At 32.7% G+C, this 17,971-nt stretch carries 15 protein-coding genes; 11 read left to right on the top strand and 4 right to left on the bottom strand.

Annotated elements, in window-relative coordinates:
* Window positions 1–16 precede the first annotated feature (16 nt).
* The gene (locus tag OLM51_RS08345) at window positions 17–2,182 is read right to left on the bottom strand and encodes a TonB-dependent receptor (RefSeq protein ID WP_264553856.1); all 2,166 of its coding nucleotides are present in this window, start codon (window positions 2,180–2,182) and stop codon (window positions 17–19) included.
* 140 nt (window positions 2,183–2,322) lie between these two features.
* Between OLM51_RS08345 and OLM51_RS08340 the strand changes: the two genes are divergently transcribed.
* From OLM51_RS08340 to OLM51_RS08300, 9 genes are all read left to right on the top strand, one after another.
* The gene (locus OLM51_RS08340) at window positions 2,323–2,781 is read left to right on the top strand and encodes a DinB family protein (RefSeq protein WP_264553855.1); all 459 of its coding nucleotides are present in this window, start codon (window positions 2,323–2,325) and stop codon (window positions 2,779–2,781) included.
* Between the two features lie 59 nt (window positions 2,782–2,840).
* Window positions 2,841–3,299, top strand: a complete 459-nt coding sequence (locus OLM51_RS08335; RefSeq protein ID WP_264553854.1) for a YciI family protein — start codon at window positions 2,841–2,843, stop codon at window positions 3,297–3,299.
* 7 nt (window positions 3,300–3,306) lie between these two features.
* Window positions 3,307–3,882 (top strand): sugar O-acetyltransferase, encoded by a 576-nt coding sequence (locus OLM51_RS08330; RefSeq protein ID WP_264553853.1) that lies wholly within the window; start codon window positions 3,307–3,309, stop codon window positions 3,880–3,882.
* A complete protein-coding gene (locus OLM51_RS08325) occupies window positions 3,882–4,271 on the top strand; it encodes a VOC family protein (protein ID WP_264553852.1) in 390 nt (129 codons plus the stop codon). The genes OLM51_RS08330 and OLM51_RS08325 overlap by 1 nt, the downstream gene beginning before the upstream one ends.
* 249 nt (window positions 4,272–4,520) lie before the next feature.
* Window positions 4,521–5,822: a chloride channel protein gene (locus OLM51_RS08320; protein ID WP_264553851.1), complete on the top strand. Its 1,302-nt coding sequence runs from the start codon at window positions 4,521–4,523 to the stop codon at window positions 5,820–5,822.
* 100 nt (window positions 5,823–5,922) lie between these two features.
* Entirely contained in the window at window positions 5,923–6,522 is a 600-nt protein-coding gene (locus OLM51_RS08315) for an HPP family protein (RefSeq protein ID WP_264553850.1), read from the top strand.
* Between the two features lie 202 nt (window positions 6,523–6,724).
* On the top strand, window positions 6,725–7,264 hold the full coding sequence (locus tag OLM51_RS08310) for a plasmid pRiA4b ORF-3 family protein (RefSeq protein ID WP_264553849.1): 540 nt from the start codon (window positions 6,725–6,727) through the stop codon (window positions 7,262–7,264).
* 113 nt (window positions 7,265–7,377) lie between these two features.
* Complete coding sequence (locus OLM51_RS08305; RefSeq protein ID WP_111426596.1) at window positions 7,378–7,737, top strand: four helix bundle protein; 360 nt, start codon at window positions 7,378–7,380, stop codon at window positions 7,735–7,737.
* A gap of 43 nt (window positions 7,738–7,780) precedes the next feature.
* Entirely contained in the window at window positions 7,781–8,839 is a 1,059-nt protein-coding gene (locus OLM51_RS08300; RefSeq protein ID WP_264553848.1) for a nucleoid-associated protein, read from the top strand.
* A gap of 83 nt (window positions 8,840–8,922) precedes the next feature.
* On the opposite strand, the gene OLM51_RS08295 is transcribed toward OLM51_RS08300, so the two are convergent.
* Window positions 8,923–9,504 (bottom strand): TetR/AcrR family transcriptional regulator, encoded by a 582-nt coding sequence (locus OLM51_RS08295; protein WP_264553847.1) that lies wholly within the window; start codon window positions 9,502–9,504, stop codon window positions 8,923–8,925.
* A 73-nt stretch (window positions 9,505–9,577) separates the two neighbouring features.
* Entirely contained in the window at window positions 9,578–10,330 is a 753-nt protein-coding gene (locus OLM51_RS08290) for a glucose 1-dehydrogenase (RefSeq protein WP_264553846.1), read from the bottom strand.
* A gap of 228 nt (window positions 10,331–10,558) precedes the next feature.
* Between OLM51_RS08290 and OLM51_RS08285 the strand changes: the two genes are divergently transcribed.
* Window positions 10,559–12,928: a GAF domain-containing protein gene (locus OLM51_RS08285; protein ID WP_264553845.1), complete on the top strand. Its 2,370-nt coding sequence runs from the start codon at window positions 10,559–10,561 to the stop codon at window positions 12,926–12,928.
* Window positions 12,929–12,946: 18 nt separating this feature from the next.
* Here the strand turns inward: OLM51_RS08285 and OLM51_RS08280 are convergent, their stop codons facing one another.
* Entirely contained in the window at window positions 12,947–14,140 is a 1,194-nt protein-coding gene (locus OLM51_RS08280) for a Pycsar system effector family protein (protein WP_264553844.1), read from the bottom strand.
* A gap of 26 nt (window positions 14,141–14,166) precedes the next feature.
* Here OLM51_RS08280 and OLM51_RS08275 point away from each other — a divergent pair, with 26 nt between their 5' ends.
* Window positions 14,167–17,901: a metallophosphoesterase gene (locus tag OLM51_RS08275; protein ID WP_264553843.1), complete on the top strand. Its 3,735-nt coding sequence runs from the start codon at window positions 14,167–14,169 to the stop codon at window positions 17,899–17,901.
* The last annotated feature ends 70 nt before the right edge of the window (window positions 17,902–17,971 follow it).

Below are 17,971 nucleotides of genomic sequence, written 5' to 3'. Positions count from 1 at the left end.
ACTTTGAACCTTTTCTTTATAAGTTCTTCAATTGATTCTCATTTTTATTCTGACTGATGGTCCAGAAGAAACCAACAAAAAAGAATCTGTCAGCAGTTGGTGTTACAGCTTGTCTTTGATAAACTCCACTTGCATCCGGTAATTTAGCATAGTCATATCCGTAAATATTTTTTGTTCCTAATACATTCGAAACAGAGAAATACAAGATTTTTTGTGTTGTCAACAAATAAGCCCAGTTAAAACTTAAACTATTATACGTTTTAGTTTTTCCGTTCATAAACTGAGTTTGATTTGGATCATTATAAGGTCTTCCGGTACTAAAACTGTTAGTAAAACCTACTTGTGATTTCCAGTCTGCAATAAAGTACTTTGTTACTACCGACAAACTGTGATTAGCAATGAAATTTGGTGTTGCCATTGTTGGAAAGTTTTTATACAATCTTTCTGAATCTATATAAGAATACGAAATCCAATATTCTAAATTTTTGTACAAATTACTGTCTCTCCAAAATACATCAAGTCCTTTTGCATATCCTGAACCGTTATTATTGAAAACCGAATTGTATTGAATATCTTTTGTATTATATTGAACTAAATTGCTGTAATCTTTATAATAAGCCTCTGCTCTAAAAGTTTGTCCCGGTTTTGTAAATTGATAGTTTAAAATATAGTGTTGTGCTTTCTCACTTTCAAACTGATGGTATTTAGAGAATTTAATATAATCAACAACCGGAGTCTGGCTAAAATCTCCATAAGCAAATGAAAACTGGCTTGTTTTTGAAACTTTGTAAGCAATAGAAGCTCTTGGAGCAACATTATTTTCATTTAATAAACTGTTGTTCGAATATCTCAAACCTATTTTCATCGCTAATTTTTTAGAGAATAAAATATCTCCTTCTGTATAAAAAGCGGCAATATTAGAATCGTAACCGTTTGCAACTTTGACAGCAATATTATCATCGAAATTTTCATTGAATTTTGTGATAAAATAATCTGCTCCAAAAGATAATTTAAAGTAGTTCGAAATATTTTTTCTCAATTTCAATTTCAATTGCATAGCATTTTCGTCGCTATCAACATCATTTATATCATACTTGATTTTATTTTTACTGTAACCGTAGCTCACTCCTGATGTAAGTTGCCAGCCTGTTCCAAAATCTCCTTTGTAAGAAGCATTCAGGTAAAAATTATTATTGTTTAAATCGGTTCTGATTGGATCTGCAAAATTTACATTTTTCTGATTTAAGTCAAATTTCTCTGAATCGAAAGCGGCATAAAATTTAAAAATTCCCCGTTCAAAATTATATCTGTAAACTGCTTCTCCTCCTAAAGATTGATACGGATTATTCCAATCTACATTTTGCGGAATTACTGCCTGATATGGCGCCAGATTAATATAATTGGCATTGATACTAAAAGAGCTTTTTTTCCATTTTTGAGTATTCCCAACTCCTAAACCAACAGTCATTAAAGCAATATCTGTTTTATTCTGGTCCGGTTCATCTTGTGTATTCAAAAGTAAAACACTTGATAAAGCTTCTCCATATTCGGCAGAATAACCTCCTGTTGAAAATGCAATTCCGCTAAACAAAAAAGGCGAAAATCTACTTCTTGTTGGTAAATTATTGGTAGTTGCGCCATACGGTTGCGCCACACGTAGCCCGTCTACAAAAGTCTGCGTTTCGCTCGCTTCTCCTCCACGTACAAACAAGCGCCCATCTTCACCTACAGTTTGCGTTCCTGGTAGCGTTTGCAAGGCTGCAACGATATTTCCTGCCGAACCTGCTGTTGTTACAATATCAAGAGGTTTTAAGACTGAAACTCTGGCTTTATCTCCGGATTCTAATGTTCCGGCAGTAATTACAACGGCATCAAGAGTATTAACATTCTCTCTTAGTTTTATTGTTTGATTTTTGTAATTAGCAACATCAATTTCTGTTTTGAAAGTTTCGTAAAGTAAAAAACTAACAATTATAGTTTGATTTCCTGTTGTAGTGGTTTCAAAAGAAAATTCTCCGGTTTCAGAACTTGTTGCTCCGTCATAAGTCCCATCCAAATAGATATTTGCTCCCGGAACCGGTTTTCCTTTTTGATCTGTAACTTTACCCGAAATTGTATTTTGAGCAAAAATTACTGCGGTAAAAAATAAAAAGCTTATTGTAAAAATTAATTTGGTTTTCATGTCATCTTTGGTTTTGATGAGACAAATATATTTTAACAATTCTTGTTAAAAAATATTAAATAACCCAATTGTAGAATTTCGGGGATGAGTTGTAAATTACTAATTTGTATCTTAGCTAGGAATTGCAAAAACTATGAACTATGTCAGAAAGTAAGAGAATTTCAAATTTATATCAATCCATTTATGATGGAAATCCGTGGCTGGAGGTTACCTTGGCAAATACTCTAAAAAATGTAACCGCAGAACAAGCTTACAGAAAGATAAATCCAAATCTAAATACGATTTGGGAAATTGTAAATCACCTTATACAATGGAGAAGAAATATTTTAGAACGCATGCAGGGAGAAGTTGTACAAGCTCCCGGGCATAATTATTTTGTTCCCGTTTTAGATCCATCTGAAGCCGCCTGGGAACAATCACTTCAAACATTGGCGAAATCACAGGAATCCTGGAATGCATTTTTTGAGGATTTTAATGATGATCATTTAGCCAAAATATATGTTAATAATGGCCATACTTATTATGAGCATCTTCACGGAATTATTCAGCACGATGTGTATCATTTAGGGCAGATTGTTATTTTGAAGAAACTGCTCTAATGATCGAAGAATATTTTGCATAATCATAAAAACCATTTCTTTAAAACATAAGCAATCAAATGAAAAACTCACTTTTTATTCTCGCAATATTGCTTTTCAGTGCAATCGGATTTTCGCAGGAAACTGAAGTTAAATATGATGAAGCTTTGGCAAAATCACTTCATGCTGATGAATACGGAATGAAGAAATATGTCTTCTGTCTTTTAAAATCCGGAACCAATACAACAGCTTCTAAAGAAGAAACCAAAAAATTATTTGAAGGTCACATGGCAAATATTGGTAAATTAGCCAAAGAAGGAAAACTGGTTGTAGCCGGACCTTTTATGAAAAATGACAGAAACTATCGCGGTATTTATATTTTTAATGTAGAAACGATAGACGAAGCCAAAGCTCTTGTTGCAACTGACCCTGCCATAAAAGCCAATTTACTCGAAGCTGAATTAACGCCCTGGTATTGTACCGCAGCTTTGCAGGAAACTGTAAAAATACACGACAAAATTGCCAAGACGAAAATGTAATACTTATATGAAAACAGAAAAAGAAAAAATGATTGCGGGAGAATATTACTTGCCAGGAGACCCCGTTTTGGTAAAAGACCGCCGAAAAGCAAAAATTTTATTGCATACCTTAAATGTAAAAGAATACCGCTTGACCAAAAAAGCCAAAGAAATTTTAAAAGAATTGATTCCTAATTCTGGCAGCAATTTTTATATAGAACCTCCCTTTCACTGTGATTATGGATACAATATAACTTGTGGCGACAATGTTTATTTTAATGTCAATTGTGTTATTCTTGATAGCTGCCCCGTAAATATTGGATCAAATGTTTTTTTTGCACCAAATGTTCAAATCTACACTGCGACTCATCCTCTTAATGCTGAATTGAGAAAATCTTTAGAAAACGCTGAACCAATTTCAATTGGCGACGACTGCTGGATTGGCGGAAATTCTGTTATTTGTCCGGGAGTTACAATTGGAAAAGGCTGTGTTATTGGTGCCGGATCTGTTGTTGCAAAAGATATTCCGGACAATTCATTGGCCGTTGGAAATCCGGCAAAAGTAATCCGTAAATTAAATCAGGAACCTGAATCAAAAAAATAATGCTTACTCTAAACAAAATACATCATATTGCCATATTATGCTCTGATTACGAAAAATCAAAGTATTTCTATACCCAGGTTTTAGGCCTAACTATTATTCGTGAAATTTATCGTGAAGAGCGTCAGTCTTATAAGTTAGATCTGGCTTTAAATGGTTCCTATGTTGTCGAATTATTTTCATTCCCAAATCCGCCACAACGACCTTCAAGGCCTGAAGCAGTTGGTTTACGCCATTTGGCTTTTGAAGTAATTAATCTGGAAGAAACTATTGCTTTTTTAAATTCAAAAAACATTGAATCGGAACCTATCAGAATCGACGAAACTACCGATAAACGTTTCACTTTTATTGCAGATCCTGATTTGTTGCCAATTGAGTTTTACGAAAGATAGAGACTAAGTTTCAAAGATACAGAGGCTCAAAGTTGCAAAGGTTTTTCTCATTTTGTTTTATTCTGTAGAACGGCTTGAAATAAGGAGCTTTGAACCTTTGCCACTTTGTACCTTTGCCCCTAAATAAGCGATATACAAAGAAAAACACACTGCATGAATTTTCCTGTTTATATCAGTTTTAACACATTATATTGATAATTTTCTATAAAAAACCGAATTTGATTCTTAATTTTGTAATCCGCATAAAAAATGCGAATCAAATTACTTCTGATGAACAAAACGGCGCAAATCAAAAAAAATCATCAATTTATCAAATTTCGAAAATTAGTTATTGTTTCTATCTTAATTGGCTTTCTTTCAGCCTTTCTCGGAATTTCTCTAAAAAAAATAACCGAATATTATGAAGAAATTTTCTTTCATCAAGTATCAGTTCATCCAATATTCTACATCATTTTTCCTGTTTTTGGATTGTCAGTAATTTATTTTCTGAGACAATACCTTTTTAAGAAAAAAGAAAACAAAGGAATCAAAGAAGTTTTTGAAAGTACAGCTTCTAAATCTAAAAATCTTCCTTCCTATAAAATTCCGTCCCACTTTATAAACGGCTTATTAACTGTTATTTTTGGAGGATCAACCGGAATCGAAGTTTCTACCGTAGTTGCAACTGCAACAATTGGTTCTGTTGCTCATGAAAAAGAAAATGTCTTTCGCCAATACAAAACAGAATTAATCTGTGCTGGTGTTGCTGCCGGAGTTACAGCACTTTTCAGTAGTCCGATTGCGGGGATCTTGTTTGCTCTTGAAGTTATTTCAAGAAAAGTAACACGTGCTTTTATCCTTTCAAATGTAATTGCAGTTTCTATTGCTTTTGGTTTATTGACAATTTTAAAAGAAGAACCTTTGTTTGCCGTTTCAATTGTAACATGGCATTTAAAAGCTATTCCATATTTTATTCTATTGGGAATTTTAGCCGGTATTAATTCCGTTTATTTAACTCGTTGCGTTTTATTCTTTAAATCACAATTTGGTAAAATAGACACTCATTATTATAAAATTCTAATTGGTTCAGCAGTTCTTAGTATATCTTTATTCATTTTCCCACAATTGTATGGTGAAGGTTATCATGCCATAAAAGGAATTTTCGGAAATGCGGATCAAGTTCAATTAACCATAACTTTAGCCTTAACTTTTATCGGAATATTAATTTTAAAACCAATTGTAACTTCAATTACGCTGGCTTCAGGAGGCGATGGTGGTGTTTTTGCTCCTAGTTTATTTATTGGGGCTTTTTTAGGATTATTATTAGCTTCTATTTTAAACAGTTTTTTTCATGTAAATGTAATTCCTGTAAACTTTATGATCATCGGAATGGCTGCTGTTCTTAGCGCCAGTATCCACGCGCCTTTTACAGCAATATTTTTAGTCTGCGGATTAACAAACGATTATACTTTATTTTTTCCAATTCTTGTAGTTTGTTTGATTTCAAAATATACTGCAAAAGCAATTTATCCATATACCGTATACAGTTATTCTCCAAGCTTAATTAAATAATCCCAAACTAATAAGCTACAGATTTACAAAGCAATAAAGACTAATAATATACTGCAAAGTATATTTAAAAACACATCGAGTAAAATAATACCACAATACTATGCCCACAGAAAAAATAAAAAGAAGTTATCGTAAAACACGTTATATTCTTTACAAAGAAACTTTAATAGACTATAAAGAACATTTTTGGTCATTCTTAGGTTCGTTTGTCGGAATTGGAATTCTGGCATATCTTGAATCTTCACAATTTACAGGGAGCGATGTTGTTTATTTAATTGGCTCTTTTGGTGCTTCGAGTGTTTTGATTTATGGAATTATTCAAAGTCCATTTTCACAGCCCAGAAATTTAATTGGAGGTCATCTTATTTCAGCATTTATAGGTGTTACAGTAAATAAACTGGTACCAGATATTGTCTGGATTTCGGCTCCTCTTGCTGTTTCTCTTTCAATTATTTTCATGCAGATTACCAAAACATTGCATCCGCCAGGAGGTGCAACAGCATTAATTGCGGTTACAGGTTCAGCACAAATAAAAGCTTTAGGTTATATGTATGTGATTTCACCAGTTCTAATTGGCGTTTTAATTTTATTTATAACCGCTTTATTTTTTAACAACATTACTTCAAGCAGAAGTTATCCGAGTCACAGTACTTATCACAAACATTATCATAAAATTAGAAAGAGATTGACAGGGAAGTAAGATTTTTTCTAAGTCCCGTTTGTCACCCTGAGCGAAGTCGAAGGGCTTTCCTACTGGAATCGGGGCTTCGACTTCACTCAGCCTGACAATTGATTTTCACTTCCTCCTTAATAAGAGAAAAATCTTTTCAACAAATCGTAATTCCTAATTCGTATTTCGTTTTTTATATTTTACCTTTGACCTCTCAATAAAAACAAAGATTATGGTTTATAAATTTAGAGTTATTCTAGACGCTGAAGAAGATATTTTCAGAGACATTGCAATTCTTGAAGAAGATACTCTTGAGGATTTACACAATGCGATCTTCAATGCTTTTGGTTTTGACGGATCAGAAGTAGCTTCGTTTTACACTTGCGACGAAACCTGGAATCAGGAAGATGAAATTCCACTTTTTGATACCGGCGATGTTCCTGGCGAAATCAGAACCATGAACGATTATCCATTATCTAGTATTTTAGATAAAGAAAACACAAAGATTATCTACGTTTATGATTTCATCAGCATGTGGACTTTCTTAGTTGAATTGGCTGCTATCGATGAAGAATCTGCTGGAGCAATCTATCCTGAAACTTTATTCTCGCACGGAGAAATGCCTGACGAAGCAACTGAGAAAAGCTTTGAAGCAGATATGCACGATGATATCTATGGAGAATTTGAAGACGATTTAGACGAAGATGATCTTGATATGTTTGAAGGCGACGACAGTTTTGAGGATTATGGTTTTGAGGAAAACTGGAATTAGTTTTTGAGGCTCAAAGAGGCATAGGTACAAAGGTTTAGAGTTTTTCTTAAAATCTTACGATTTTAAATGTAATATTTTTCTTTATTTTTATATTTTAATTCTTAAAATATAAAATGAAAACTTTTCGCGACCTTTTAATCTGGCAAAAATCTATGAATCTGGTAACTGAAATTTACCAATTAACAAATTCATTCCCAAAAGAAGAAATTTATGGACTATCTTCACAAATTAGAAGATGTTCAATATCAATACCAAGTAACATTGCGGAGGGATATGGCAGAGATGGAAATAGTGACTATTTGAGGTTTTTAAATATTTCAATTTCGTCATTATTTGAAATGCAGACTCAGCTTGAAATTTCATTCAATCTAAAATATATAACCGAGTACCAATTCAGTAAAATAAATGGAGAAAGCAGAGAATTAGAACGAATGTTAAGCTCTTTTATTCGAAGAATAAAAGACCGAAAATAACCTTTGATCCTTTGAACCTCTGTACCTCTAAACCTAAAAATAAATGATAAATTTATTCAATACCCACATCGAAACCCTTTCGATACACCGCGTAGGAAACAAAAGCCGTAACGAAGCTATTTTTTTGTCAGAACAACCATTTAATTTAAATGATGAAATTGTTCCATTGATTAAAGAATACTTCTTTAAACCTTTTAGAGAGAAAGAAGAAAACTATTATCAATTTGCGCACGAAGTAGATTTAGACTATAATGACATGTTTAAATATACAACTGAGTTATTTGACAATCCTTCTAATGCACAGGAGATTTCTAAAAAAATCACAAAACATTTATACGAGCAGTCAAATCATCCGCATATTAAAAACGGAGAGGTTTATGTAACCTATTTGACTAATCTAAGTATTGACAATAATGTTGTTGATGCTATCGGAATTTTTAAAAGTGAGCTGCAGGCCGACTTTTTGCAATTTGAAGAAAAAGACAGTAATCTGGAAATGATTCTGCAACAAGGAATTAACCTGAGCAAATTAGATAAAGGATGTTTGATCTTTAATTATAAAAAAGAAGAAGGGTACAAAATTTTAACTGTTGACAGCAATCGTTATGACGCTCGTTACTGGTTAGAGCACTTTTTATCTGTTGATGCTTTTGAAGATGAAAACTTCATCACCAAAAAATACCTTAAATTCTGTCAAAACTTCGCAAAAGATGTTGTTTTACCAGCAGAAGACAAGAAAGAGGAAGTAATGTTTATGAACCGATCAGTGAATTATTTCGCCAAAAATGATCAGTTTGAAGAACAAAATTTCCTTAATGAAGTATTAGACAATCCGGACTTAATTCCTGAATTCAAAAACTATAAAGTTGATAAAGGAGAAAAATACAGCATCGAAGATGTAACCTCATTCCCTATTGCTAACGCAGCAGTTTCTGACGCCAGAAAATCGATTAAAAATGTAATTAATCTGGATACACACATTCAGATCAAAATGGATTTTATTAATCCTGAAAGTGCAGAAAAATTTGTTGAAAAAGGCTGGGATGAAGAAAAACAAATGTATTACTACTTAGTTTACTTCAACAAAGAAGAAAAAAGCTAGGAAGTCTTCATTTTCTATTACTTACTTAAAACAAAAAACGGCAGCTACAAAAGTAGTTGCCGTTTTTTATTGCCCTTAATACTTTAAAGTAAGGAAAGTATAGCTTTGAGTATATCATCATACACTTTTTTATCTTTCTCACCGCCACGAGCCAAAACTCTAATTCCGGAATAGTTATTAAAGATAAATCGTGCCAGCAATCTCGCATCTTGTTTTGTTGAAATCTGACCAGACTCCTGCCCTTTTTTTAACGCTTTATAGAAAGCCTCTTCCATTACCTTTTGATTCTCATGGACTATTCTGGCAATTTCAGAATCATGCATAGCAAGCTCAACGGCAGAGTTTACCATAAAACAACCTTTAGTTATTCTGTCTTCTAAACTTTCAATTACTGCTCGTTTAAAAATTTCTGTAAAAGTAACTTTTACATTTTCAGAATTTTCTAAAAGTTCAATGATATAATTCTGACCTTGTTCCTGATATCGTTTTAGAGCTTTTACAAAAAGTTTTTGTTTGTCACCAAAAGTATCATATAAACTGGAACGACTTAAACCTAAATATGTTACCAAATCCTGCGCCGAAGTTCCGTTATACCCTTTGTGCCAAAAAATTTCAATTGCTTTGTCTAAAGCCTGATCTTCATTAAATTCTTTCGTTCTAGCCATGATTACAAAATTAAATTGCTTTCAGCAAAGATACAAAAATACGGAACAATCGTTCCTGAATAAGTCAAAAAAATTAAACTACTGAATTTACAGTAAGACCTCCGTCGATAACAATCTCTGTTCCGGTAATGAATGATGCATCATCTGAAGCCAGGAAGCTAACTGTTTTTGCAATTTCAGAAGACTTTCCAAATCGTTTCAACAAAATCTTTTCGCTTAGCACAGCTCCAAAACCATCTACCTCTTTTTTCTCTAAACCTAATTTACCATAAAGCGGTGTTTCAACAGGACCAGGAGAAACTGCATTTACTCTGATTTTTCTTGGAGCTAATTCTGTGGCAAATACTTTATTTAATGACAGCACTGCTGCTTTACTTGCTGCATAAACACTAGAATTAGGCATTCCGACATGAGCATTTATCGAAGTATTAAAAATTATAGAACCTCCGTCATTTAAGATTGGTAATACTTTCTGAACAGTAAAATAAACCCCTTTTACATTTACATTCATAATGCTGTCATAATGTTCTTCTGAAGCAGAATCAACAGGAGCGAAAGAAGCAATACCTGCATTCAAAAATAAAATATCTATTTTCCCGAATTTTGCTTTTACTTGTTCTACCAAACTATCAATTGATTTTAAATCAGATTGATCTGCAACGATTCCGGTAACATTCAATTCTGTTTCTGCTTTTATTAAAGCTTCTTTATTTCTTCCGGTTACAATTACTTTCGCACCTTTTGATACTAAATCAGCTGCTGCTGCGTATCCAATTCCACTGTTTCCTCCGGTAACTATTGCTACTTTATTTTCTAAATTTTTCATTTTTATTTATTTTAAGTTATTGATTATTCAATTATTATGGTACAAAGATATAATAACGGAACAATCGTTCCGTTATTACTAACGTTAATGTTTTGTTAAAATAAAAATCAGATATCAAAACGTCATATTTATAAGGGATTATATCTATACTATTATAAGCGAAACAAATAATAAATTGGCCAACATTCTTAATATTTGCTTAATTTTGCATCTCTAAACTATACACAGATGGATATTCATTTATACAACGAAAGTCCTTTCAAAACTATCATATCATTTCATAAATTAATTGAATCTTTTGAAGAAATTGCTTTATCAGATGTTGATTACCGAGCAAACTACGCCAAAGCAATACTTAAACAAATAGAAGCTTTTCCTGAACTAAGAACTGGTATTAAGGATTACGCTACTATTAAAGATAATGAAGTACTGATCAAAAATCTACTGGCCGATTTGTTCCCTACTGCTTTAACGCATAATGAAATAAAAGCAATTACGATTCCTTTTCAGAATTTATCTTTTAATTATACGGAACGATTCAAAAAAATTCTAAGCAATGCAGGATCTGAATTTGATATGGAAATTCGTGATTTCGACGATCATCAATTCTATATAAATAATTGTTGCTTAATTTTAGGAGCATATTACAAGCAGAAAATAGATTTTAATAAACCTTTTTTTTACGATATTCCGGATGAGAACGGTGTCGAAAAACATTATCGCATTTTGTACAATGCTGATTTTATGGAAATTACTCCAACAGAAAACTCAGTAGAATTAACCCAGGAAGACATTGATTTGTTGATGGATAATTACGGTGATATTGAACTTTGGAAATCTAAATTCCCTAAAGGAAGCTGGACTCTCAAAGGCTTCGGAATTGTTTCTTTGTTTGATGCTACTACAGAAAGTGCCATTTCGAACTTAAAAAGTAATTTACTAAAACCCGATTCTAAAGCTGGTCCAACTAATGAAATCGTATCTAATATTTTTAAATCAATTTTTAAAATTCCAGATTTAAAAGTTGGTTTTATTGTCTACAATCCTGAGGAAGAAAAATTCATAAGACCTATAAAATTTGATACACAACTGCAAAGTTTTCTACTTTCTAAAGATCAGGAAATAGATTGCAAGAATGCTTTTTTTGGATGCACATTCGAAAAATTGTTAGACAATAAGGAGCCTTTAGTAATTTCTAATGTAAAAAAATTCATTGAAGAGGGACCAAACAAGAAACTTGGTGAGCATTTATTAAAACAAGGTGTTCAAAGTTGTGTTTTTGCTCCTGTTATAAAAGACGGACATTTACTGGGTGTTGTAGAATTAGTTTCTCCGCACGCCAGAGATTTAAATACGGTAAATGCAACTAAACTCGAATTGGTTCTTCCGTATTTAACGGATACAATTGATCGCTATAATACTGATATGCAACATCAGATTGAAGCTATCATACAACGTGAATACACCACGATTCACCCAAGCGTTTACTGGAAATTCAGACGAGAATCTCAAAATTACTTTCAAAACTCAAATCATACAAAAGATTATATTTTTAAGGAAATTTCCTTTAAGAATGTATATCCGTTATATGGACAAATTGACATTAAAGGTTCGTCTGAACACCGAAACGAAACAGTGAAACGAGATCTTAAAAATCAACTAACTTCTATTTTAGAAATCTTTGAATCTCAAGATCCAAATACTAATTTGGTCTTATTGGAACAAAGAAAGTTTGAATTAGAATCGTTTCGCGAGGAGTTAGATTCTCCACTAAAAGCAGATACTGAACAGCAAATTCAGCGTTATATTGAAGAAGAAATTCATCCGCTTTTGAAAAACACGAAAGAAACTGAAAAAAGCGAAAAACTGGAGCGTGAATATTTTGAAAGTCTGGACGAAAAAACTGGTTTGTTTTATAAGGAAAGAAAAAAGTTTGATAATGCAATGTCTATTATCAACAAAAAACTTGCATCGGTATTAGATAAAAAACAAGTTGAAGCCCAACAGATTTATCCGCATTATTATGAGCGTTTTAAAACAGACGGTGTAGAGCATAATTTATATATTGGAGCCTCTATTTCGCCAACAAAACCGTTTGATATTATGTATTTGCACAATCTTAGATTATGGCAATTACAGACTCTATGTGAAATGGAACTAGAACATCATCAGCTTAAAGAATCTCTTCCGTATGAACTGGATGTAACATCTTTAATTTTGGTCTTTAGTGTTCCGCTTTCCATTCGATTTAGAATGGATGAAAAACGTTTTGATGTTGACGGAACTTATAATGCAAGATACGAAGTGGTTAAAAAACGTATTGATAAAGCGAATATTAAAGGTACAAACGAACGAATTACCGAGAAAGAAAAAATTACTATTGTCTATTCTCAAAATAATGAAGAAACGGAGTATTTAAAATATATCAAATACTTACAGCACAAAAAAATACTGGAACCGGCGATCGAGCAGTTTGAAGTTGAAGATCTTCAGGGTGTTTCAGGGTTAAAAGCAATTCGTGTAAAAGTGATTAACAATTCTGTTAATCCAACAGCAAAAAAAATCACTTATCAGGATTTATTAGATGAGCTCAACTAAGTTAGTTGAGCTTTATCTTTATATACTAACTTCTTTAAAAGCAATCACAAATGCAATTACAGTTATGATTATTCCAATCATAAAAAGATTGTAAGCGATTCGCAGTAAATTATATTTTCGTTGTAAAACCAAACCTAAATAATACAAATCTTTGATCATTGTAGAATACAAATAATCGCGGTCTTTCATCATTTCATTCATCGCCCAGTCATATTCCTCCAATGGCATTTTGTAAAAATTACCAAAAAACATCAAATTAACTCTCTTAGCTTCTACATCATCACGTGTAAAAAAACCTGAAGTAACTTTTGGCCTTGTAGAAAGAATAGCAAAAATAATCGTAATTACACTTGAAATCAACATTATAAAAGTCGGAATTACCAAATGAGCATTTTTTGGACTGTCTAATTTTGGTATAATAGACGAAAGTGCAATCGAAATAATAATGGCGTTTACTGATAATAAAATATTTGCTTTACTATCCGCAATTCCGCTTAATCGCGTATGATTACCTAATGTAACACGAAACAAAGTATCAATACCCCGGTCCGGTTTTTCAACTTTCTCGAGTTTCTCTTTCTTTTTAATTTCATCTTCAAGAGCTTCAGCTGCTTTCTTTTCCTGCTTCTCAATTTTTTTTTGAACAAGAAGAAGGTTTTTCTCTTTTAAAGGCTGCCATTTTCTAAGCGCATAATCGGTATAAAAGCGGTGCTTATTCATTAAAAAATTTAGATTCTCTTTTGCCCATTCTTCATTAGAAAACGAAACAATTCCGGTATTTTTCAATTCCATGCGAAGCAGCTCGCAGGTAGTAACATATTCTGCGCCCATAATATGAGCGAAATCAGCATCTTTAATTATTTTTTCTAAATGATTTTTAGGACTATATTCTTTGATCGTAGCCAAAATAAGGCCCGAAACTGTAGAAATAAATTCCTCCGATTTTCCTTTTTCTCTTAAAAAATCTGCCGCAATTTTTGCACTTTCTTTTTCGTGATTTTCATAACCTTTGATATAACCGGTATCATGAAACCATGCCGCAACCAAAAGTGCTTCTTTATCATCACCCTCTACGTCCTCCTTTTTGCAAAGCTCTTTTACCGCAGTAACTACCGTTAAAGTATGGTTAAAATTATGGTAAGAATATAAATTAGAAAGTTTATCTTTGAGTAAATTACTGACGAAATCTTCGGATTGTTCTACTAGATTCATAAAGAATATTTTTATACCACTAAATTATGAAATTGTTTTTGGATAATCATTTTATTGCTACGATTAAAAACTACTCATTAGCAATTACGACACTATTTTTCATTTATTCCTGTGCCACCCATAAACCTCAATATGGAAAAAATGTTAGTGCAATTGAAACAGAAAACGCAACTGATACAATAAAAATTGCACACACTTTTTATTTAGTTGGAGATGCCGGAAATGCAGATGAAGAGCAGGCACAACAAACATTGGAACTTTTACAACAAAAGTTAAAAAAGTCAGGTAAAAAATCTACACTTCTATTTTTAGGAGATAATATTTATCCAAAAGGTTTTCCTGGCGATAAAAATCCAGAAGACAAAGCTTTAGCAGAAACAAAACTTACTAATCAACTAAAATTGACGAAAGGATTTAAGGGGAAAACTATTTTTATTCCGGGAAATCATGACTGGTATAGCGGTATTAAAGGTATGGAACGTCAGGCTGAATTTGTTACCAAATATCTGGATGATAAAAAAGCATTTTTACCACGAAAAACATGTCCTATCGAATCTGTAAAAATTGACAGTACTGCAACGTTAGTTGCTATTGATAGCGAATGGTTTCTTGAAGACTGGAATAACCACCCTACTATAAATGACAATTGCGACATTAAAACCAGAGAAGATTTTTTTGATGAACTGGAAAGCATTCTTAATAAAAATCAGGAAAAAACGGTTATTCTTGCTATTCACCACCCATTATTAAGTAATGGAACACATGGTGGCCAATTTTCAATGGAAAAACAATTATTTCCTTTAGAGAACAAAATTCCACTTCCGATAATTGGGTCTTTTATCAACCTATTGAGAAAAACATCAGGAGTTAGTCCACAAGACATTCAAAACAAGCAATATACCATTTATGCTAAAAGAATTAAAACACTTTTACAGAAACAGAAAAATGTAATTGTTGTATCCGGGCATGATCATAATCTACAGTATATAAGCAAAGAAAACATCCAGCAAATTATTAGTGGTGCCGGATCAAAATCTGAGGCTGCACGAGCCATTGCGCCAAATGATTTTTCTTATGGAGGAAATGGTTATGCAACTTTAACGCTTTTTAAAAGCGGAGATGCCAAAGTTTCTTATTTTGGAAATGAAAACAACAAAGAGAAATTGCTTTTTGAGCGTGAAATTATAAAAGCTAAAGAAATCAATTGGGCGGCCGATATTCCAAATAACTTTCCTCCAAAACTAACCACTTCGATTTATTCAACAAAAATGACCGATAAAAGTTTTCTGCATAAATTTCTATTCGGTCAGCATTACAGAAAATATTACAGCATGCCAATCGAAGCCAAAACGGCAACTGTAGATACTTTAATGGGCGGTTTAAAACCTATTCGCGAAGGCGGAGGTCATCAATCTGTTTCCTTGCGAATGTCAGATCCAAAAGGTCGCGAATTTGTAATGCGTGCCATGAAGAAAAGTGCAACTGCATTTCTGCAATCTGTCGCTTTTAAAGATCAATATATTGTAAATGATTTTGAAGATACTTATACAGAAAATTTCTTACTGGATTTTTATACCACTTCTCACCCATATACTCCGTTTGCTATAGCAAATCTTTCAGATCCTATTGGGCTTTCACACACCAATCCAATTCTATATTATATTCCGAAACAAAATGGTTTAGGTGAATTTAATTCCCGTTTTGGCGATCAGTTATATATGGTCGAAGAAAGACCCGCAGACAATCATCTTGATGGAAAAAACTTTGGAAATCCAAGCAATATCATAGGAACTGATGATATGATAAAGAATCTTCATAAGGATGAAAAATATGCTGTTGACGAAAAAGAATATATAAAAGCCAGATTATTTGATATGCTTCTTGGTGACTGGGACAGACATAGTGATCAGTGGCGCTGGGGAGAATATAAAAAAGAAGATAAAGTAATTTATAAGCCTATTCCGAGAGACCGCGATCAGGCCTTTGTAAAATATGATGGTGCATTACTTTCTCTTTTAATGAACATTCCTGCGTTACGCCATATGCGAAGTTTTAAAGATAAAATCGACAATGTAAAATGGCTTAACAGAGAACCTTACCCAATGGATTTGGCTTTTTTAAAAACAGCCGAAGAAAAAGACTGGATCGAACAAGCAAAATTTATTCAGGAAAACTTAACCGATTCTGATATTGATAATGCATTTAAGAATTTACCCAAAGAAGTTCAGGATGAAACAATTGAAGAAATTAAACAAAAACTAAAAAGCAGAAAAAAAGAACTTCAAAAATATGCTGCAGAATATTTTGATGTTTTAAGTCATACTGTGATGATTGCAGGAACAGATAAAAAAGACAAATTTGTTTTAAATCACAATATTAAAAAAGGCATCGAAATTCAGGTTTTCAGAATGAAAAAAGAGGGCGACGAATTAATTTATACTAAAAATGTAACTGACGCCAAAACCAAAAATTTATGGATTTATGGTTTAGATGACAATGACGTTTTTGAAGTAAAAGGAAACGAGAAATCAAAAATTAAAATTCGTTTAATTGGTGGTCAAAACAATGATACTTACAACATTGAAAATGGAAAAAGAGTTATTGTCTACGATTTCAAATCAAAAACAAATACATACAATCTCGATTCTAAAACCCAAACCCAACTAACAGACGATTACGACGTTAACCTTTATAATTATGAAAAACCAAAATACAATGTGATTTCGGGACTTCCAAATATTGGCTATAATCCTGATGATGGTGTAAAACTAGGTTTCAATTTAAATTATACGGTGAACAATTTCAAACAAAATCCATATACTCAAAAACATATTTTAAACGGTTTCTATTATTTTGCAACAGGCGGTTTTGAATTTAATTATGTGGCACATTTTCCCGGATTACTGGGTAAATGGGTGATTGATGTAGAGTCGCAATTAACTACTCCAAATTTTGCCATGAACTATTTTGGGTATGGAAACGAAACTCAAAATAATGATGAAGAACTTGGAATGGATTACAACCGTGTTCGCATCAGAAAATTTAATGTTGCAGGCGCAATTAGACATGTGGGTCGTTATGGTAGCGAATTTAGTTTACAACCTATCTTACAACGAATGACTGTCGATGAAACCGCAAACAGATTTATCGATATTCCAGGGATTGTAAATCCGGCTGTTTTTGACAGTCAGACTTATGGAGGTTTGAAAGTAAAATATACTTTTAAAAATTCAGATTTTGCTGCAAAACCAACCCTAGGAATGTTTTTTATGATTGCCGGAACCTGGACAGCAAATCTGGATCAAACAAAACAAAACTTCCCTACACTTGAGAGTTATTTAGGCTTTACACATAAAATTGATCATACAGGAAAACTTATTTTAGCTACTTACGTAAAAGGAAAAGCAATTTTAAATAATAACTATGAGTTTTATCAGGGAGCAACTTTAGGTGGTGATACTGACTTACGTGGTTATAGAAACGAGCGTTTCTTAGGAAATTCTTATTTCTCACAAAGTTCTGATTTGCGTTTAACCATTGGAAAAATCCAACGCACAGTTGCCCCAATGACTTACGGAATTTTGGGTGGTTTTGATTATGGAAGAATCTGGCTTGATGGCGAAAACTCCAGAAAATGGCACCAGGATTATGGCGGAGGTCTTTGGATAAATGCTATCAATGTTATTACAGCAAGAATCTCTTATTTTAAATCTCCTGATGAAGTGGGAAGACTTATTTTTGGAGCTGCATATAGTTTTTAAAAAAGGAGCTAAGCTTCTGAGATCCTAAGGTTCAAAGTTTTTTTTTAGCCACGAATTCACGAATAATTTA

The sequence above is a fragment of the Flavobacterium sp. N2038 genome (assembly GCF_025947185.1).
In the GTDB taxonomy this organism is placed as follows: Bacteria; Bacteroidota; Bacteroidia; order Flavobacteriales; family Flavobacteriaceae; genus Flavobacterium.
Note: the sequence above shows the minus strand (reverse complement) of the source record. Positions and strands in the feature narration are given on the sequence as shown.